Genomic DNA, 20,147 nt, shown 5'->3' with positions numbered 1-20,147 from the left:
GTGCAAATATAGGAATTTTTCGGCTCATGCTTGCGGTCGGCCCGATTTTTTTGCAAAAAACTGTTTAGCGGCCGGGGTTTTGCATGCCATAGTTGCTACCTCGACCTTTTTTGTTGAACAAAAGGGCGGAAAAGTTTTGGTTTGAAAAATTAATGTTTATATTTGTGTCGAAGAATGTGCACTATGCACAAGGGATAGATTAAAAATATCAATTTATGAAACGACTTTACGCTGTTGCAGCTATTGCAACGACGTTTTTGGCCTTTTCGTGCCAGAAAAACATGGGCACCGGCAGCGGCGAACCGCAGGAGCCCTCGTCTGCAGTTCCCGCCGACTTCAAATGGGAAACGACCCGCGACCTGGATATTTCGGTCGGTATGCCGAGTGTTACGGGCAATACGCCCCAATATGCCGTTATCCGCGTGTATTGCTCCCCGATCCTCTCGGACGGCAATATCGTGGCGATGGGTGTGGTGACGCCATCCCGCCCCGTGTTCGGAACCGCGGTGACGATCCCGGCCGGGATCGGGAACATTTATGTCCAGACTACCCTGCCCGACGGTACGGTGGCCGTCTCCATGGAACCGGTCGCAGCGTCGGTGAACGTCGCCGGTGCGCGGATGAAGGCCGCAGCCGGGACGCCCTTACTCCGGATGGCCGGGATGGCGCGCGCCGCGGCCGACAGTTCGATGCCCGACTACCCGCGGCTCGCGGCGAAGGCCGAGGGTGATTTCGCCGAGGGGGCCATCATCCGGAGTACGCCTGCCGGCAAGATCGACCTGGGTGCGAGCTGGGCCCCGTTTGCAGCTGCGGAGTATTATATCCCGGCAGGAGCCGAGGTTACGGGCAATATCGGCCTGAACGGAACCTTTAGCCCCAACCCCTCGCCGATCCTCTACGTGGCGGGCAAACTGACGCTCGATTCCTCCGTTACGATCGGTCAGGCGACGCTCGCAGTGCTTCCGGGCGGCGAGGTGTACATCCGTGAAGCAAGTGCGAACATGCAGCAGAACGCACCCAACCCCGCGATTTTCGTTTTCGAAGGCGGTAAGTTTACGGCCGGGAAAACGAACTTTTCCTGCAAGGCCGTGGTCAACGAAGGGAAATTCATCGTCGACGGGACGTTCGACATCAATAATTCCTGTGCATTCTACAACGGTGCCGCCGCAGAATTGGAGGCCGATGACATGGAAATCACCAACCGGGCGAAACTTTATAACGACGGCAAGATAGAGAGCGATGATTTGGAGCTCAACTCCTACGCCGAACTGTCTAACTGCGAGAATGGTGTCGTTGATGTCGACGGGACTTTCTATTTGACCAACAACTCGGTCGTTTACCAGAAAGGTTTGGCCTCGATGGAGAAACTCGAAGCCCGCGGCGGGGGGACACTCTATGTGAATTGCCATACCGTAGCCGAGGAAATTGCCGCCGAAGGTGCCCGATTCTATATTGCATCCGGCGCGGGGCTCGATGCCGAGGAGGTCTATTTCAACAGCAATACGGAGTTGTACGCCGCTGCCGGCTCGATCTTCGCCATGGACGAGTATAATGCCGGTAAGTCGGGCGGCAATGTCCGTATCGTGAGCCAGGCTGCCGCCGACCAGCTCATGGCCGTGGTCGTGATCCGCGAGAAAGGCGTGAGCTCACGCTATTACGGGACGAAGTTCGACGGGCTGATGGAAGTCGTGTACGACAATGCAGCCGATTCGAAATACGTTATCGACGAGCGTAGCCTCACCGGCGGCGCCGTGATGCGTGCCAGGCAGACGGTCGTGCTCCCCGAAGCCAAATGCAACGGTGGCCGGCAGCCCATAACGCCCGATCCGGAACCGGAACCCGAGTTTGTCGAGGTCAACGGTTTACCCTATACCTACTGCTTTGAGGACGGCTGGCCGTGGATCGGCGACTACGACATGAACGATGTCGTGGTGGTCGTAAGCGTCGACCGCCGCAGCGACAAGGAGACCGGGAAGGTCGGCCTGATCCGCATCAACTGGGAACTGAAGGCCGCAGGTGCCGCGCACCTGAATGCCTTTGCCATCCAGTTGGACAAGGTTCGTACCTCGGAGGTCGCCGGCGTGGAGACCACCAATACGACCTTCGGCCGCGGTGCGTTTGCGGGCTCCGGCCCGGAATCGGGCAGCGAACTGGCCGTGATCCCGCTTTTCAACACTTCGCAGGAGATCCTGGGCGAAGGGACTTACATCAATACGACCAAGGGCGTGGCCATACCGACCGTGAAACACACGACGACGGTGACCTTTGCGCAGCCGGTCGACCCCGCAGCCGTCCGCGAGTCGGCGCTCAATGCGTTCATCGTCGTGAACCAGAAGAGTTCGGGCACGTTCACCCGCGAGACGGAGATCCACATGCCGGGGCGCAAGCCGACGCAATTCGCGGTCGTATCGGGCAATACCTTCCTGGAGTCGGATCCCTACCGCTATTTCGTCACCAAGGGCGACGGTGTGAAGAACAACTACATGATGTGGGCGCTGTGTATCCCGGGTGAGTTCCGCTATCCGCTCGAACGCAGCGATATCCGGGACGTCTATACCTATTTCAACGCATGGGCGGCATCGGGCGGCCGGGAACATGTGGAATGGTATCGGGACGAAGCCGACGAAACCCTGCTCTATTAGTCAGAGGTTAAATATGATGGTTGAAAAGGGCCGTACTTCGCAAGTGCGGCCCTTTTTGTGCGGATGCCCGACGGCGGGATTTGCGTCCCTCCCCTCTTGCCTTTCCCGTATTCCAACCGTATTCTCGTTCTGGGTTTTGCCTGCCGCCCGCCATTATGACAGAAAAAATCCCCGCAGGAGAGAGCCCTGCGGGGATTTTCATTGTATTACAGAATAATTATCGGTGGCTGTCGATTCGCTCGACCCCTTCGCGGGTTGCCGCACCGCGCAGGATCGTCCTGCAAAAGAGGTAGGACTCCTCGCGCGTCGCATTGTTTATCCGCATTTCGAAGATCGTTTCCAGAATCCGGTCGGCAAAGCTCGACGCATCGATTTCGGGCAACAGGAGCTTTTCTTCGCGGCTCCCGTTCAGGTGTACGGTCAGTTCGCTGCGCCAGAATTCCCGGTGTTCGTCGAAATGTTCGGCATAGGCCACCTTGTGGCGCAGGTCGGACAGAAAGCTGCTTTCGACCGTATACAGGTGTTCGATGTATTCGTATACCAGTTTGAAAGCCCGTTGCAGCGAACTCCTGCTGCGGCGTTTCCTGTAAGCCGTGATGCGCTCCTGCTGTTGGTGGCACATGAAATCGAGGCAGGCGCTCACCAGGTCTTCCTTGTCAGCGAACATTTCATAGAGGGTGCGCTTCGAGATTCCCAGCGTCTGCGCGATCTCATCCACCCGGACGGCACGGATGCCGTTCCGGGTAATGAGCTCCTGCGTGATGCGGATGATCTCCTCTTTGGTCGCTCCCCTTTTCATTATTTCGCCTCCGCTGCGATGTCGCGTCCGCCACCCAGAGCCTGGTAGAGGTTCACGATACCCTGGATTTCGTCAAAACGATCCGCAATCTGGTTCAGCTGAGCAGAAAGCAGCGACTGCTGGGCGGTCAGTACTTCGAGGTAGGTCGTGCTGCCGTGTTGCATGAGCAGTTCCGTGCTCTCCACGGCGCGTTCCAACGCCTCGATCTGTTGTGTCCGCAGGCCGGTTTTCGCGCGGGCCGACTGGCACTGCGTGAGGGCGTTGTTGACCTCGGCGCCCGCGTTGAGCAGGGCCTGCTGGAATGCCAGCTTGGTTTCTTCCTGCTGTGCCTTGGCGATTTTCACGCGGGCGCGGTTGGCGTTGGCATTGAAGATGGGTTGCAGGAGCGATGCTGCGGCCGACCAGAGGAATTTCCCGGGATCGACGATCCGGGCCCCGCTGTTGTTCGTCCATCCCAACGTCCCGCTCAGCGTGATCGACGGATAGAGGGCCGAGCGTGCCTCGCTGGTGGCATAATAGGATTGCATCAGCGAGTATTCGGCGCTGCGGATGTCGGGGCGGTTCGAAAGCATCTGCACCGGTATGCCGACAGTCAGGTCGTCGGGCAACTGCTGGCTTTCGAGGCGGCCGCGCTCGATGGGGTGCGGGCCTTCGGCCAGCATCGAACAAAGGCTGTTCTCGGCCTGGCGGATCTGGTATTCCAAGTCGTGCAGCGAAGCCTCGATGGCGAGGCAGTTGCCTTCGTACTGCGCTACGGCAGCCTCGTTGGCCATGCCGGCCTCTTTCAGCGCGCGCATCGTGCGGACACTCTCGCGCCATTTCCCGGCAGTTTGCTCGGTAACCTCATATTGCCCGTCGAGCATCAGCAACGTGTAATAGAGGTTTGCGATGCCCGAGATCAACTGCGTTTTCACGGCCTGTTCGTACTCCTTGCTCTGGAGGTAGAGCGCCTTGGACTTGCGTTTGGCGTTGGTCAGGCCGTTGAAGATGTCGATCTGCCAGCTTGCCGTGACCGGGATACTGTACGTTTTGCCCGGCGTGGCCCAGTCGAAGCTGCTCATGCTGCCCTGAGGTGCGAAGTTGAACGACGGCAGGTAAGCCAGGCGCGCCGATTTAAGCGTCGCCTCGGCTTCCTTCACCCTCCATTGCGCCGATTGCAGGTCGGTATTGTTCTCCAGCCCCTGGCGGATGAGCGTCCGCAGGTAGGGGTCGGTGAACATCTCTTCCCAGCCCAGGTTGCCGATCGTCGTCGTGTCGGCGGTCTCGGCCGTGCCGTACAGCCCGTCGGTTTTCACCTCGGGACGGGTGTAGGGCTTGTAGATGCCGCAGCCGGTCATGGCCGCTGCGGCCAGTATGATAATAAGCTTTTTCATCTTGTTATTCCTCCTCTTTCTCGTTTTTACACTCTTCCAGTTCCGCCTGTACGGCCCACTGCGGATCGGGGTCGAACTCTATGGGCTTGACTTTCTCCTGCAAGGTCTGGAAAGCGATGAACAGTGTCGGTACGAGGAACAGCAGGGCCAGTGTCCCGACGATCATACCGCCCACGACGCCCGAACCGAGGGTCATGTTACCGTTGGCGCCCACACCGTGCGAGAGCACCAGCGGGATCATACCGAATACGCAGGTGAGGACGGTCATCAGGATCGGGCGCAGACGGACTTTGGCTGCCGATACGGCGGCTTGCGTCAGGGTCATTCCCGCGCGGCGCCGGTCGGAGGCATACTCCGTGATCAGAATGGCGGTCTTCGAGAGCAGGCCGATCAGCATGATGATACCCGTTTGCAGGTAGATGTTGTTCTCCAGTCCCAACATCTTGGCGAAGAGGAACGAACCCAGCAGGCCGCACGGTACGGAGAGGATGACGGCGAACGGAAGCAGGAAGCTCTCGTACAGGGCACTCAGGATGAGGTAAATCAGCAGGATACAGATCCCGAAGATGATCGTCGTGTTGCTGCCGGTCTGTGCTTCCTCCCGGGTGATACCGTCGAAGTCGTAGCCGTAACCCTTCGGCAGTACCTGGGCGGCCGTCTCCTGGATGGCCTTGATGGCATCGCCCGACGAATATCCGTCGGCTGCCGTTCCGTTCACGGCGATCGAGCTGTACATATTGAAACGGTTCAGCACTTCGGAGCTGTATACCCTTTGCAGATCCACGAACTCGCCCAGGGGAGCCATTTCGCCGCCGTTGGTGCGGACGAAGACGTTGTTGAGCGACTCGGTGTTAAGACGGTATTTCGGGTCGGACTGGATCGTCACGTAGTACATTTTCGAGAAACGGTTGACATTCGAAACGTACTGCCCGCCGTAGTAACCCGAAAGCGTCGAGAGGATCGTGCTCGGCGATATGCCGGCCCGCTTGGCCTTCGCCGCGTCGATGCTTACGACATACTGCGGGAAGTTGATGTTGAAGGTCGAGTAGGCACGTTCGATCTCCGGGCGCTGGTTCAGCGCACCGATGAACTGCAGGTAGATGTTGTAGAAGTCCGTCAGGCTGCCGTCCGACTTGTCCTGCAGGTGCATGGAGAAGCCGGTCGAGGTTCCGTAACCCGAGATCATCGGCGGTGCCACGGCGAAAATCTGTGCGTCCTTGATGTCGGCCGTGCGTCCGTATATCTGGCCGATCACGGCGTTCACCGCATCTGCCTTGTCCGGGCGCTCTTCCCAGTCCTTGAGCTTGATGATACACATACCGTAGGAGGAGCCCTGGCCGGCGATCATGCCGTAACCTGCCACCTGCATGAAGTCCCTGATCTGGGGGATTGCCTGGATGCGATCCGCAACCTGCTCCATGACGACGTGCGTTTCGGCGAGCGAAGTACCCGGAGCCGTGGTAACGTTCACCATGATCGTACCCTGGTCTTCGTCGGGCACCAGACCCGTTTTGGTGCTGTTCATCAGCAGGATCAGTGCGGCGAATGCCAGGCCGAGCGTCGACCACATCAGCCACTTGTGCTTGATGAAGAGCAGCACGCCGTGCTTGTACTTGTTGATCAGGGTGCTGAATCCCGAGTTGAATGCCTTGCGGAAGCGGGCGGCGAAGTTGTCGCGCATCTCGCCGTTTTCGTCGAGGTAGGGTTTCAGGATGAGGGCGCACAGTGCGGGCGAGAGCGTCAGGGCGTTCAGCGCCGAGATACCCACGGCCACGGCCATCGTGATACCGAACTGCGTGTAGAATACACCCGACGTACCGCCCATCATCGACACGGGGATGAACACGGCCATGAAGACCAGCGTCGAGGTGATGATGGCCGAGGTGATACCCGACATGGCGTCGATGGTAGCCATATAGGAGGACTTATATCCCACGTCGAAACGCGCCTGGACAGCCTCCACCACGATAATGGCGTCGTCGACGACCGTACCGATCGCAAGGACGAGCGCGAAGAGCGTCAGCAGGTTGATCGAGAAGCCCGCTACCGAGAGGAAGGCGAACGTACCGACCAGCGATACGATGATCGAAACCGTGGGGATAAGTGTCGAACGGATATCCTGCAGGAAGACATAGACTACGAGCACCACCAGGAGGATGGCCTCGATCAGAGTCTTGATTACCTCGTTGATCGAAGCGTAGAGGAAGTCGTTCACACTCTGCAGGTGTGCGATGGCGACGCCTTTCGGGAGTTCGGCTTCGATCTCGGCCAGCAGGGCGTCGATTTCATTTACGACCTGCGTGGCGTTCGAACCGGCGGTCTGGAAGACCATCGTGCTGACGCCCGGATGGCCGTTGGTGTAGCCTTTGTAGGCGTAGGATTCGCTTCCCAGCTCGATGTCCGCGACATCCTTCAGGCGCAGGATCGTGCCGTCGTCCTGAGCCACGAGTACGATCTCCCCGAACTCTTCCGGGGTCATCAGACGTCCGCGGTATTTCATCGTATACTGGAATGTGTTCTCCGAGTTTTCACCCAGCGAACCGGTCGCCGATTCGATGTTCTGCTCGGCGAGCGCCGCCGTCACGTCCGACGGGATGAGTTTGTACTGGGCCATCACATCGGGCTTGAGCCAGATACGCATCGAGTAGTCGGCACCGAGCGTGAAGGCCTCGCCGACACCCGCGATACGGAGGATGCGGGGTTCGATGTTGATCTTCGAGTAGTTCGACAGGAACGTCTCGTCGTAAGTGTCGTCGGGGCTGTAAAGCGAGAAAATCTTCACCATGGAGGTCTGTCGCTTCATGGTCGTCACACCGATCTGCGTGACTTCGGAAGGCAGCTGTCCCGTAGCGCGCGATACTTTGTTCTGCACGTTGACGGCAGCCATGTCGGGGTCGGTGCCCTGGCGGAAATAGACAGTTACGCTTGCGCTGCCCAGAGCGGCGCTGGAAGTCATGTAGGTCATGTCCTCCACACCGTTGATAGCCTGCTCGAGCGGTACGATGACCGATTTCTGGATCGTCTCGGCGCTGGCACCCGGATATGAGGCGCGCACCATCACCGTCGGGGGTGCGATGTCGGGATACTGCTCCACGGGCAGCGTCGCCAGACCGATCAGACCGCCGATTACGATTACGATGGATATGACCGACGCCAGTACGGGTCGTTCGATAAAATGTTTCAGTGTCATAGGTTATTCCTCCTTTTCGGTTTCGGTTTGGGCGGCAGCTGCCGGTGCGGCCTGAGGTGCGGCGCCCTGCGTCTTGGCTACGATGGGGGTACCTTCGCGCAGCAGGCCTACGCCTTCGGCTACGATGACGTCACCCGGAACGAGGCCCGATTTGACGATATACTCCCGGCCGTTGTTGATCTTTTCCACGTCGATCATGACCGAGGAGGCCTTGCCGTCTACAATCTTATATACGTACACTTTGTCCTGCAGCTCGAATGTCGCCACCTGCGGAACCACGATGCAGTCCGTGTAGCTGATGGGCAGGATCAGGTTGCCGGGTGCGCCGCTGTGGAGCAGGCCGTTCGTGTTGGGGAACACCGCGCGCAGCTGCGTGCTGCCCGTCGAAGGGTCGATGACGCCGCTCATCGATTCGATGCGTCCCGGCTGGTCGTAGAGCGAGCCGTCGTTGAGCTGTAACTGTACGTCGGGCATGTTCTTGAGCGTATTGGCGATCGAGCCGTATTTGCGCGTCAGGCTGAGCAATTCGTTGCCGCTCATCGAGAAATACACGTACATCTCCGAGTTGTCCGACACGGTCGTCAGCGGCTGCGGGATCGACGCGCTTACCAGTGAGCCTACACGGTACGGCAGCTGGCCTACCGTGCCGTTAGACGGGGCCTTCACGACCGTATAGGAGAGGTTGTTTGCGGCGTTAACCCGCTGTGCCTCGGCCTGTGCGAGCTGCGCCTTGGCAGTCAGCAGCGTATTTTCGGCCGTCGAGAGGTCGTACTGCGACACGACGTTCTTTGCGAAAAGCTCCTTCTTGCTGTCATACGTCAGCTGGGCCGTCGCCACGCTGGCTTTCGCCGCTGCGACATTGGCTTCTGCGGTCTGGAGCGCAGCCTTGTAAGGTACCTGGTCTATGATGAAAAGCGTTTGTCCTTTCGATACCGACTCTCCCTCGGCAACACGCAGTTCGGAGATGGTACCCGAAACCTGCGGGTAAATCTGAATGTCCTGGCGTCCGCGGATCGTCGCCGACTTGTTGGTCGGGATTTCGCGGTTGGTGGTGGCAATGGTCATCACGCCGTATTGCGCGGGGCCTTGCTCCGTGGGTGCCTGACCGCACGAAACGGCTGCCATGAAGCTTGCCATGATAGCAGCTTTCACAAATGTTTGCTTCATATTTTCTCCTGTTTTAAACTAAAAAAACTTTTTTCGTTGCAAAAGTACCCTAAAAAGGGTGTGATCGTGCCTTTATATTGCGAACAGTGTTGGTATTTTTCGGAACAAATTTTAGGAGAATATCGAAAAATGCGCTAAATTTGTTCGAAAAACGAATTCATATGTCCGCCATAAACCCTCTAATTACCACCGCCGAAGAACAATTCGTAGTCGGGGAATCCGATTTTTCCTATTTCAACAACTACGCGAACCGCTGCGAGGAAGGGGCTATCTTGTTTTGCCGCAAAGGCAGCGCCCATGTGACTGTAAACCAATACGGAGGACTCGTGAAGCGGAATACCCTGGTACTCATTCTGCCCGGTTCGGTGCTGATGCTCACGGGGCGTACCGAGGACTTTCGGGTGACGTTCTGTGCCTTTTCACTCGATATTTTCTCCGAGGCGGCATTCCGCTTCCGGCTCGAACCCTCCTTTTTCCGCACCCTGCGCGAGAATCCGATCACCTATCCCCCGGCGCGTATCGTCGAGGGGGCGGGCATCTGGTTCCAGATGGCGGCCTATACCTACCGCGACCGGAACAATATTTTCCGCAACACGATCATCCGTAACCGCTTGCAGAACGTGCTGATGGAGATTTACGACAAGTTGCAGCGCTTTGCAGGCATGCAGCGCCAGATGCCCGAGTCGACCACGCGGCAGACGGAGCTGTTCCACCGGTTCGTGGCCCTCGTGCACGAGTTCAGTTCACAGGAGCGCGAAGTGTCGTTCTACGCTGACAAACTCTGCATTTCCACCCGTTACCTTTCGACCATCGTGCGTACGATCGCGCACAGCACCGCCAAGGAGTTCATCGACCGGTCGGTCTTGCTGGAGATCAAGATGCTCCTGCAATCGACGGACTTGTCGGTGCAGGAGATCGCCTACCGCCTGCATTTCCCCGACCAGTCCTACCTGGGGCGCTATTTCAAGAAGCATACGGGTGAATCTCCCACCGAGTACCGTAACACCAAGAAATAAGCCGCCCCGCCGGGCGGCTTTCGTTTTGTCGCGGGGCGCCGGGCGTGTTTGGAACCCGAATTGCAGTAAATAAACTCGAATCACTTAATATCGTAAAATTATGAAAACCATTGAAATTCTCGGGGAGAAGGCCGAATACTACCTTTCCCATGTGTGCCGGACGATCGACAAGAGCCAGCTTTACCTGCCCGTACCCGATACGGTCGACAAGGTCTGGATGGAGTCCGACCGCAACATCCGGACGCTCGGCAGCCTGCAATGGATCCTCGCCCACGGGCGCCTGGCCGGTACGGGCTATGTCTCGATCCTGCCCGTGGATCAGGGCATCGAACACTCCGCCGGGGCGTCGTTCGCCCCGAACCCGGCCTATTTCGATCCGGAGAATATCGTCAGGCTGGCCATCGAGGGCGGCTGCAATGCCGTGGCTTCGACCTTCGGCGTGCTGGGCGCCGTGGCACGCAGATATGCGCACAAGATACCGTTCATCGTCAAGCTCAACCACAACGAGCTGCTCACCTACCCCAACACCTATGACCAGGTGATGTTCGGTACCGTGCGCGACGCCTGGAACATGGGCGCCGCCGCCGTGGGGGCTACGATCTATTTCGGGTCGGAGGAGAGCCGCCGCCAGCTGGTGGAGATCGCCGGGGCGTTCGACTATGCGCACGAGCTGGGCATGGCGACGATCCTGTGGTGCTACCTGCGCAACGAGGGTTTCAGGAAGGACGGGGTGGATTACCATGCTTCGGCCGACCTGACGGGGCAGGCGAACCACCTGGGTGTGACGATCAAGGCCGATATCGTGAAACAGAAGCTGCCGGTGAACAACGGCGGGTTCCGTGCCATCGGCTTTGGCAAGACACGCGACGAGGTTTACACCAAGCTGACGACGGAGCATCCGATCGACCTTTGCCGCTACCAGGTGGCCAACGGTTACATGGGGCGCGTCGGGCTGATCAATTCAGGCGGCGAGTCGCACGGGGCATCCGATTTGCAGGAGGCCGTGATGACGGCCGTCGTCAACAAGCGGGCCGGCGGCATGGGGCTTATCAGCGGCCGCAAGGCGTTCCAGCGCCCGATGAAGGAGGGCGTGGCGCTGCTCAACGCCATCCAGGACGTATATCTCGACCCCGAGGTCACGATCGCATAATAACCGGCCGTGCAAAACCGTTTTCTGTACGATAAAAGAGGAAAAAAGTGCATTTATGAAAATAACATTCTTCGGAACCCAACCCTACGACCGCGAGTCGTTCGACCGCGCCAATGCGTCCTGCGGGTTCGAGTTCAATTACCACCGCAGCCACCTGAACGGCAACAACGCCCTGCTGGCGCAGGGGGCCGACGCGGTCTGCATCTTCGTCAACGACACGGCCGACGCCGGCACGATACGTCAGCTGGCCGCGATGGGCGTGAAACTGATCGCACTGCGTTGCGCCGGCTTCAACAACGTAGACCTGAAGGCCGCGGCCGAATACGGCATCCCCGTCGTGCGCGTTCCGGCCTATTCGCCCCATGCCGTCGCGGAACATGCCGTGGCGCTGATGCTGGCGCTCAACCGCAAAGTCCACCGTGCCTACTGGCGCACGCGCGACGGGAATTTCTCGCTGCACGGCCTGATGGGGTTCGACATGTACGGCAAGACGGCGGGCATCATCGGCACCGGCAAGATCGCCCGTGAGCTGATCCGGATACTCAAGGGGTTCGGCATGAAGGTGCTGGCTTACGACATCTTCCCCGATGCGGAATACGCCGCGCAGGCGCAGGTCGAATACGTGACGCTCGACGAGCTTTACCGCCGTGCGGACATCATTTCGCTGCACTGCCCGCTGACCGACCAGACGCGCTATATGATCAACGGCGATGCTATCGGCAAGATGAAGCCCGGCGTGATCCTAATCAATACGGGGCGCGGCCAGCTGATCCATACCGAGGCGCTGATCGAGGGGCTGAAGGAGAAGAAGATCGGGGCAGCCGGGCTGGACGTTTACGAAGAGGAGGCCGCCTATTTCTACGAGGATACCTCCGACCGGATCATGGACGACGACATCCTGGCGCGCCTGCTGTCGTTCAACAACGTCATCATGACCTCGCACCAGGGTTTTTTCACACGTGAAGCGTTGGATAGTATAGCGCATACTACATTGCAGAATATTAACGATTTCGACAAGCACCGCAAATTGGTGAACGAGGTGCGTGCCGAACCTGAAAAAGCGATAGGATGAAAAAAGTAGTTTTGCTCCGCCACGGCGAGAGCACATGGAACAGGGAAAACCGTTTTACGGGATGGACGGATGTCGATCTGAGCGAGAAAGGCGTTGCCGAAGCGGCCAGGGCCGGGGAACTGCTCCGCAAGGAGGGTTTCCTGTTCGGGCATGCCTATACCTCCTACCTGAAACGCGCCGTCAAGACGCTCGACGTGGTGCTCGACAAACTGGATCAGGACTGGATCCCGGTCTCGAAGAGCTGGCGGCTCAATGAAAAGCATTACGGGATGTTGCAGGGGCTCAACAAACGGGAGACCGCCGAAAAGTACGGCGACGAACAGGTACACATCTGGCGCCGCAGTTACGACGTCGCCCCGGCGCCGTTGGGCGAGGAAGACCCGCGCAACCCGCGTTTCGATCCCCGTTACCGCGATGTCCCCGAGGCGGAACTGCCCCGCACCGAATCGCTCAGCGACACCGTCGCGCGTATTATGCCCTACTGGAAATGCGAGATCCTGCCGGCGCTGGCGCATCACGACGCCATCCTGGTCGTCGCCCACGGCAACAGCCTGCGCGGCATCATCAAGCACCTGAAAGGCATTTCGGACGAGGCGATTTCGGAGTTCAACCTCCCGACCGCCGTGCCTTATGTCTTCGAGTTCGACGAGGGTCTCAACTACGCGGGGGATCGTTTCCTGGGCGACCCCGATGAGATAGCCCGGCTGATGGCCGCCGTTGCCGATCAGGGCAGGAAAGGCTGAGGCGTAGCGCGCCCGTCGCCCGATGCCGCACGGGTACTGCTGTGGAAATTGCTGCCGGCTGGCTGGCGTCCGGTGTAGTTCGGAACTGGCCGGGGCAGGGAGCCGGTTGGCCGGATATGCCGCGAAGTACCCCGTATTTGAAATCCCCGTACACTTTTCCAGTGTGCGGGGATTTTCGTACGCGATGCGGAAGCCTGCGTTTTGTCCGGGGCAGAAACTGCGTTTTATCCGGGCTGATCGTACCTGGCGAGCTGTTTGTGCCGGCCTGTTTTTACCGTTTAGTCCGCCGTTCTCTCCGGTTCTCTCCGTTTTTCCCGTCCGCCTCCTTTTGCCGGCCGTGCCGCCGGGTCAGTTTTGTGTCCGGTATTCGTTGGGCGACTGCCCCACGCACTTCTTGAACAGGCGCGTGAAGTGTTGCGGATACCTGAACCCGAGCTCGTAGGCGATTTCGCTGATCGACTTGGTCGTGTCGAACATGCGTTCCTTGGCGATGTCGATGACTTTCAGTTGGATGTATTCCTGCGCCGATTTCCCGGTCTCCTTTTTCACCAGGTCGCCGAAATAGTTGGCCGAAAGGTGCAGCTGCTCGGCGCACCAGCGTACCGAAGGCACCCCGTCGCGCTGCGGGGCGTCGTCCCGGAAATAGTCGCTGAGCAGCCGTTCGAATCCCGACAGGGCGTCTTTGTTGACGTCGCTGCGCGTGGTGAACTGCCTCTCGTAGAAGCGCACGCTGTAATTGAGCAGCAGTTCGATGTTCGAGACGATCAGCGTCCGGCTGTGCTTGTCGATGGCGTGCTGCAATTCGCCCGCGATGTTCTGCAGGCAGTCGATCACTACGTGCCGCTCCTGCTCCGAGAGGTGCAGCGCTTCGTAGGATTCGTAGGAGAAGAAGGTGTAGCGGCCGATGTTGCGCCCGAGCGACGTGCCGCGGATCAGGTCGGGGTGGAACAGCAGCGCCCAGCCTTTGGGCTGGAAAACCTCGCCGTTATCCTCGACGCCGACCACCTGTCCCGGGGCCGTGAAAACGAGCGTCCCTTCCTGGTAGTCGTAGTAGTTGCGCCCGTAGCGCAGGTCGCCGCATTTGACATCTTTTAGGAAGATGCAGTAGAACCCGTACAGACGGCGCGAGTGACGCATGCGCGGGCATTTCGACATGTCGATGACGCTGACCAGCGGGTGCAGGGTTTCGATTCCCATCAGTTCGTTATACTGGTACACATGATCCAGCCTTGCGATCTCTTCCATAGTTGTTCCGGTTTGTTTGACACAAAGTTAGTGTTTTTTTTCTTCGCTTGCCGCACCTGCTGCGGCAGATCGGTAATAATGGTATGACGAACTGTAATCCGGGTAATGACGGGCAGTGCGGAATACCCTACTTTTGCAACATGATAATTTGTTAAGGCGATAAAACTATGGAAACGAAGATTTTAAACAATGGTGTGGAGATGCCGGTGCTGGGGTTCGGCGTCTACCAGGTGGACGGGGCGATTTGCGAACGGTGCGTGTCTGATGCCCTGGCGGCCGGTTACCGGTCGATCGACACGGCCGCCGCCTATATGAACGAACGCGCCGTGGGGCGGGCCGTCCGCCGGAGCGGCATCCCGCGCGGGGCGCCGGAGGATATGGCACGGATCGCCGCGCTCGACATGAAGCAGAGCTGTTTCCTCTCGCACCGCGATCCGCAGACGGTCGAATGGCTCGGGACTATGAAGTATGACCTCGATAAATAGCGGACGGATGAAAAAAGGAATTCTTGCGGCGTTTGTCGTGGCGCTGGCGCTGACGCTGACGGCGGAAATTTTCGCACAAACCAACGATACGGGTAACATGGAAACGAAGGAGAGAATATACGGATCGGTTTTTCCCCGGGGGGAGAAGCTGCCGGAAATGTTTGCGAAGTATTTTACCGGGCAGGCCTATCTTGCGCGGCTGACGCATGACCAGGCCCTGAACTGCCCCGTTTCGAACGTCACGTTCGAGCCGGGGTGCCGGAACAACTGGCACAGCCACACGGGCGGGCAGCTGCTCGTCGCCGTGAGCGGCCGGGGGTATTATCAGGCGAAAGGCGAACCTGCGCGGGAATTGCTGCCGGGCGACGTGGTTGAGATCGGCCCCGGCGTGGTGCACTGGCACGGCGCGGCCCCCGATAGCTGGTTTTCGCACCTGGCCGTCGAGACCAACCCGCAGACGAACCGCAACACGTGGCTGGAGCCGGTCGACGACGCGCAGTATGCCGCGGCGACCGCCCCTGCGGCTGCTGTCGTTCCGCAGCTGGGCGCCGAGGCGCTCCGCAACCGTGCGGAACTTTTCTCGGGCGATGCCTCGGGACTGGGGGCGACGGATCCCGAATTAATCGAAATTTTTGATAACTTTGCATTCGGCGAAGTCGCCGGTTACGGCGACCTCGATACCCCTACGCGGATGATGTGCATCCTCGCATCGTGTATCGCCGCGCAGGGGCAGTCCGAGTTCCGGACGATGCTCGCAGGGGCGCTCAACGCCGGCGTGACGCCCGTCGAGGCGAAGGAAGTCCTCTACCAGGCGGTGCCGTACGTGGGGATGGCCAAGGTGCTCGATTTCGTACATATCGCCAACGATGTGCTGGTGACGCGCGGCGTGGCGCTTCCGCTCGAAGGACAGTCGACGACCTCGCCGGGGACGCGGTTCGAAAGGGGACTGGCCGTCCAGAAGGCCATTTTCGGCGCAGGACATATCGACGCCCTGCGCGAAGCGGCCCCCGAGGGCCAGAAACACATACAGGATTACCTGTCGATGAATTGTTTCGGTGATTACGTCACCCGCGGCGGGTTGGATGCCCGGACGCGCGAGCTGCTGACGTTTTCGATGCTGCTTACGCTGGGCGGCTGCGAACCGCAGCTCAAGGGACATATCCGCGGCAACCTGAACCTGCGCAACGACAAACGGACGCTGCTGACCGTCATCACGCAGCTGCTGCCCTACGTGGGCTATCCGCGGTCGCTCAACGCGATCGCCTGCCTGAATGAAGTGGCGCCCGGGAATGAATGAAGATGAAGATTATGGCGAAAAAAGTATTGGTACTCTCCTCCAGCCCGCGGCGCGGGGGAAATTCCGACCGGCTCTGCGACCGTTTCATGGCGGGGGCACAGCAGGCCGGACACGAGGTCGAAAAGATTTTCCTGAAAGACCGCAGGATCGGCTATTGTACGGGTTGCGGTGCCTGCTACGGCGGTGCCGGGCCCTGCCCGCAGAAAGACGATGCGGCCGGGGTGATCGGCAAGATGGTCGAAGCGGACGTGATCGTGATGGCTACGCCGGTCTATTTCTATACGCTCAGCGCACAGATGAAGACCCTGATCGACCGCTGCTGCGCCCGCTACCTGGAGATGAAGGGCAAGGAGTTTTATTTCATCCTGACGGCCGCCGAAGAGAGCGTTCCGATGATGGAACGCACGGTGGAGTGTTTCCGCGGTCTGCTCGACTGCCTCGAAGACCCCCGCGAGAAAGGCGTGGTCTACGGGGTCGGGGCATGGCGTGCCGGCGACATCGAGGGGATGCCCGCGATGGACGAGGCCTATGCCATGGGGCGCGGCGTATAAACGGATTGAAAATTACGGATTATGAGATTATCGGTTTTAATAGCGGCCGTCGCGGTTTTATTCCCGGCCATGGACATGCAGGCCCAGACGGCCTCCGGCAAAAAGGTGCTCGTCGCCTATTTCTCACATAGCGGCAACACGCGCGAAATGGCGCGGCAGATTGCCGAGGCTACGAACGGGGATCTTTTCGAGATCGTCCCTCAGAGCGCCTACCCTGCGCAATACGATGCCGTTACGGCCCAGGCCAAGCGCGAGATTGGCCGGGGATACCGGCCCGCGCTGAAGGGGCGCCTGCCCGACATCGGCGCATACGACGTGGTTTTCGTCGGCTCGCCCTGCTGGTGGGGCACCGTCGCGCCGCCCGTGGCGACGTTCCTTGCCGCGTACGACTGGTCGGGAAAGACCGTTGCGCCGTTCATGACGCACGGGGGCAGCCGCATGGGCCGCAGCGAGGACGACATCGAAAAGCTCTGTCCCGGGGCTACCCTGCTGGGCGGGCTGCCGGTGCGCGGCAGTGCCGTGAAAGGCTCGCGGGATGCCGTCGATAAATGGATCGGGGGAATGAATTTGTCAAAATAAACGAAAACGGATGTTACGCAAAATCAGAATCACGGCTGCGGCCGTTTTCTTCACGGTGATCACGCTGTTGCTGCTAGATTTCACGGGGACGCTCCATGCATGGTTCGGCTGGATGGCGAAGGTGCAGCTGCTGCCTGCCGTCCTGGCCGTCAATGCGGGCGTGGTCGCGGCACTCGTGCTGCTGACCCTGCTTTTCGGACGGGTCTACTGTTCGGTCATCTGCCCGCTGGGCGTCTTTCAGGATGTCGTGTCGCGGGCGGCCGCCCGGCGGCGGAAGAACCGCTTCCGCTACTCGCGGGCGCTGTCGTGGCTGCGCTACGGCATACTGGTGCTGTTCCTCGTGGCGCTGGCCGCCCATTTCAAGCCCGTGTCGAACCTGTTGGCGCCGTACAGCGCCTACGGGCGTATCGTGTCCAACCTTTTTGCGCCCCTTTACCTGTGGGGTAACAACCTGCTGGCCTATCTGGCCGAGCGAGCCGGCAGCTATGCGTTCTACACGGTCGATGTCTGGGTCAAGGGCGCCGCGACGCTGGCCGTGGCGGCCGTGACGTTCATCGTGCTGGCCGTGCTGGCATGGCGCAACGGCCGAACCTATTGCAATACGGTCTGTCCTGTCGGCACGATCCTGGGACTCGTGTCGCGCTTCGCGGTTTTCAAACCGCGTATCGACGCCTCGAAATGTAACGGTTGCGGCCTTTGTGCCCGCAACTGCAAGGCGTCGTGCATCGACGCGAAGGCGCACCGGATCGATTACAGCCGCTGCGTGGCCTGCATGGACTGTCTGGGGAAATGCCGCCAGGGAGCGATCTCCTTTTCGCGCAAACCCGCCGCTGACCGCAAACCCGATGCCGGCCACAAACCCGATGCCGTGGAACCTGCGACCCTGAAGGCGGCCGTTGCGGCGGGGGAACCGGCCGATGCTTCGCGCCGCAAGTTCCTTTCGCTGGTCGGGGTCATGGCCTGTGCGACGGTCAGGGCGCAGGAGAAGAAGGTCGACGGCGGCCTGGCCGTGATCGAGCAGAAGAAAATTCCCCGGCGTACGACGCCCATTACCCCGCCCGGATCGCTCGCCGTGCGTAATATGGAGGCGCACTGCACCGGATGCCAACTGTGCGTGGCCGTGTGTCCCAACTAGGTGTTGAGGCCGTCGGGTAAGCTGATGTCGCTGATGGTACCCGAGATGTCCTACGAACGGGGTTACTGCCGCCCCGAATGTACGAAGTGTTCGGAGGTCTGTCCCACGGGGGCCATACGCCCGATCACCAAGGAGGACAAGTCGTCGGTGCAGATCGGCCATGCCGTCTGGATCGCCGCCAACTGCGTCGTCAATACCGACGGCGTGGAGTGCGGCAACTGTGCCCGCCACTGCCCCACCGGGGCTGTCCAGATGGTGCATAAGGAGCCCGGGAATCCCGACTCCCCGCGCATTCCGGTCGTGAACGAGGCCCGCTGCATCGGCTGCGGCGCCTGCGAGAACCTCTGCCCGAGCCGTCCGTTCAGCGCCATTTATGTCGAAGGGCACCAGAATCACCGTACCGTTTAATCCTTCAAACGTATGAAAGATAAGAAAAAGATAGGCCGCCGGGAGTTCCTGAAAGTCGCCGGTACCGGTGCCGCCGTAACCACGGCGGCGTTGTATGGCTGCAAGCCCCGCTCTGCGGGAAGCGCCTCTGAGGCAGACGGCGCACGGCAGGGGCAGATGACTTACCGTACCAACCCCAAGACGGGCGAACGGGTGTCGCTGCTGGGGTACGGCTGCATGCGCTGGCCGACCGTCAGCGGCAGCGACGACATCGACCAGGAGATGGTCAACGCGCTGGTCGACCATGCCATTGCCCACGGGGTGAACTATTTCGACACTTCGCCCGCCTATTGCCGGGGGCATTCCGAACATGCCACGGGTGTGGCGCTGAGCCGCCATCCCCGCGACAAGTATTTCATTGCCACCAAATTGTCCAATTTCGCGCCCTCGACCTGGAGCCGCGAAGCCTCGATGGCCATGTACCGCAATTCGTTCCGCGAGCTGCAGGTCGATTATATCGACTACCTGCTGCTGCACGGCGTGGGCATGGGCAGCGGCATGGAGGAGTTCGAAGCCCGCTACATCGACAACGGGATGCTGGATTTCCTGCTTGCCGAGCGTGAGGCCGGCCGTATCCGCAACCTCGGGTTCTCCTACCACGGGGACATCGCGGTGTTCGACCACCTGCTTGCGCAGCACGACCGCTACAAGTGGGACTTCGTGCAGATACAGCTCAACTACGTGGACTGGAAACACGCCAAGGAGGTCAACACGCGCAATACCGATGCCGAGTACCTGTACGGCGAACTGGAGAAGCGCGGTATCCCGACCGTCATCATGGAGCCGCTGCTGGGCGGGCGCCTTTCGAATGTCCACGACCACATCGCCGCCCATCTCAAACAGCGGCGCCCGTCGTCGAGCGTCGCTTCGTGGGCGTTCCGTTTCGCGGGGTCGTTCCCCGGGGTGCTGACCGTGCTGAGCGGCATGACCTACATGGAGCATTTGCAGGACAACCTGCGCACCTACTCGCCGCTCGACGAGCTGACCGATGACGACAAAGAGTTTCTGGAACAGACGGCGCAGCTGATGCTCCGCTACCCCACGATCCCCTGCAACGACTGCAAGTATTGCATGCCGTGTCCCTACGGGCTGGACATCCCGGCCATCCTGCTGCACTATAACAAGTGTGTCAACGAAGGGAATGTCGCCACCTCGTCGCAGGACGAAAATTACCGCCGGGCGCGCCGGGCGTTTTTGGTGGGCTACGACCGCAGCGTCCCCAAACTCCGCCAGGCCAGCCACTGTATCTGCTGTGA

At 59.8% G+C, this 20,147-nt stretch carries 13 protein-coding genes and 3 pseudogenes (1 of these 16 running past the window's edge); 11 read left to right on the top strand and 5 right to left on the bottom strand.

Features of this window, described 5'->3' with window-relative positions; all coding sequences use genetic code 11:
• Positions 1-215 precede the first annotated feature (215 nt).
• Complete coding sequence (locus tag QVP03_RS12190) at positions 216-2,642, top strand: LruC domain-containing protein (protein WP_022333686.1); 2,427 nt, start codon at positions 216-218, stop codon at positions 2,640-2,642.
• A 217-nt stretch (positions 2,643-2,859) separates the two neighbouring features.
• Here QVP03_RS12190 and QVP03_RS12185 read toward each other — a convergent pair whose 3' ends face one another.
• From QVP03_RS12185 to QVP03_RS12170, 4 genes are read right to left on the bottom strand one after another with little or no spacing between them, the layout of a single operon-like run.
• Positions 2,860-3,441: a TetR/AcrR family transcriptional regulator gene (locus QVP03_RS12185; RefSeq protein WP_022333685.1), complete on the bottom strand. Its 582-nt coding sequence runs from the start codon at positions 3,439-3,441 to the stop codon at positions 2,860-2,862.
• The gene (locus tag QVP03_RS12180) at positions 3,441-4,814 is read right to left on the bottom strand and encodes an efflux transporter outer membrane subunit (RefSeq protein WP_022333684.1); all 1,374 of its coding nucleotides are present in this window, start codon (positions 4,812-4,814) and stop codon (positions 3,441-3,443) included. Before QVP03_RS12180 ends, QVP03_RS12185 begins: the two co-directional genes overlap by 1 nt.
• A gap of 4 nt (positions 4,815-4,818) precedes the next feature.
• Positions 4,819-8,004 carry an efflux RND transporter permease subunit gene (locus QVP03_RS12175; RefSeq protein ID WP_018695871.1) on the bottom strand — a complete coding sequence of 1,062 codons (3,186 nt, stop codon included), beginning with the start codon at positions 8,002-8,004 and terminating at the stop codon, positions 4,819-4,821.
• A 3-nt stretch (positions 8,005-8,007) separates the two neighbouring features.
• A complete protein-coding gene (locus QVP03_RS12170; RefSeq protein WP_018695872.1) occupies positions 8,008-9,171 on the bottom strand; it encodes an efflux RND transporter periplasmic adaptor subunit in 1,164 nt (387 codons plus the stop codon).
• A gap of 161 nt (positions 9,172-9,332) precedes the next feature.
• On the opposite strand from QVP03_RS12170, the gene QVP03_RS12165 reads away from it, so the two are divergent.
• The 4 genes from QVP03_RS12165 to gpmA all read left to right on the top strand — a co-directional run bounded on the left by QVP03_RS12165 (position 9,333) and on the right by gpmA (position 13,152).
• Positions 9,333-10,187, top strand: coding sequence for an AraC family transcriptional regulator (locus QVP03_RS12165; protein ID WP_022333683.1), 855 nt, complete (start codon positions 9,333-9,335; stop codon positions 10,185-10,187).
• Between the two features lie 100 nt (positions 10,188-10,287).
• Complete coding sequence (locus tag QVP03_RS12160) at positions 10,288-11,337, top strand: class I fructose-bisphosphate aldolase (protein ID WP_022333682.1); 1,050 nt, start codon at positions 10,288-10,290, stop codon at positions 11,335-11,337.
• 55 nt (positions 11,338-11,392) lie between these two features.
• Entirely contained in the window at positions 11,393-12,409 is a 1,017-nt protein-coding gene (locus QVP03_RS12155) for a 2-hydroxyacid dehydrogenase (protein WP_022333681.1), read from the top strand.
• Positions 12,406-13,152, top strand: coding sequence for a 2,3-diphosphoglycerate-dependent phosphoglycerate mutase (gene gpmA / locus QVP03_RS12150; RefSeq protein WP_022333680.1), 747 nt, complete (start codon positions 12,406-12,408; stop codon positions 13,150-13,152). Before QVP03_RS12155 ends, gpmA begins: the two co-directional genes overlap by 4 nt.
• A gap of 348 nt (positions 13,153-13,500) precedes the next feature.
• On the opposite strand, the gene QVP03_RS12145 is transcribed toward gpmA, so the two are convergent.
• Positions 13,501-14,397 (bottom strand): helix-turn-helix domain-containing protein, encoded by an 897-nt coding sequence (locus QVP03_RS12145; protein ID WP_022333679.1) that lies wholly within the window; start codon positions 14,395-14,397, stop codon positions 13,501-13,503.
• Between the two features lie 167 nt (positions 14,398-14,564).
• Between QVP03_RS12145 and QVP03_RS12140 the strand changes: the two are divergent.
• The 6 genes and pseudogenes from QVP03_RS12140 to QVP03_RS12115 all read left to right on the top strand — a co-directional run.
• Positions 14,565-14,759: pseudogene (locus QVP03_RS12140) on the top strand (aldo/keto reductase); the annotation flags it as partial.
• Positions 14,760-14,889: 130 nt separating this feature from the next.
• Complete coding sequence (locus QVP03_RS12135; RefSeq protein WP_022333677.1) at positions 14,890-16,179, top strand: cupin domain-containing carboxymuconolactone decarboxylase family protein; 1,290 nt, start codon at positions 14,890-14,892, stop codon at positions 16,177-16,179.
• 11 nt (positions 16,180-16,190) lie between these two features.
• A complete protein-coding gene (locus QVP03_RS12130) occupies positions 16,191-16,730 on the top strand; it encodes a flavodoxin family protein (protein ID WP_055202058.1) in 540 nt (179 codons plus the stop codon).
• 21 nt (positions 16,731-16,751) lie between these two features.
• Positions 16,752-17,309 carry a flavodoxin gene (locus tag QVP03_RS12125; protein WP_022333675.1) on the top strand — a complete coding sequence of 186 codons (558 nt, stop codon included), beginning with the start codon at positions 16,752-16,754 and terminating at the stop codon, positions 17,307-17,309.
• Positions 17,310-17,319: 10 nt separating this feature from the next.
• Positions 17,320-18,852: pseudogene (locus QVP03_RS12120) on the top strand (4Fe-4S binding protein).
• A gap of 12 nt (positions 18,853-18,864) precedes the next feature.
• Positions 18,865-20,147 (top strand): annotated as a pseudogene (locus QVP03_RS12115) (aldo/keto reductase); it runs 129 nt beyond the window's last position.

Origin of the sequence: Alistipes sp. CAG:29, assembly GCF_000435435.1 — a bacterium.
GTDB classification, from domain to species: domain Bacteria; phylum Bacteroidota; class Bacteroidia; order Bacteroidales; family Rikenellaceae; genus Alistipes; species Alistipes onderdonkii.
Note: the sequence above shows the minus strand (reverse complement) of the source record. Positions and strands in the feature narration are given on the sequence as shown.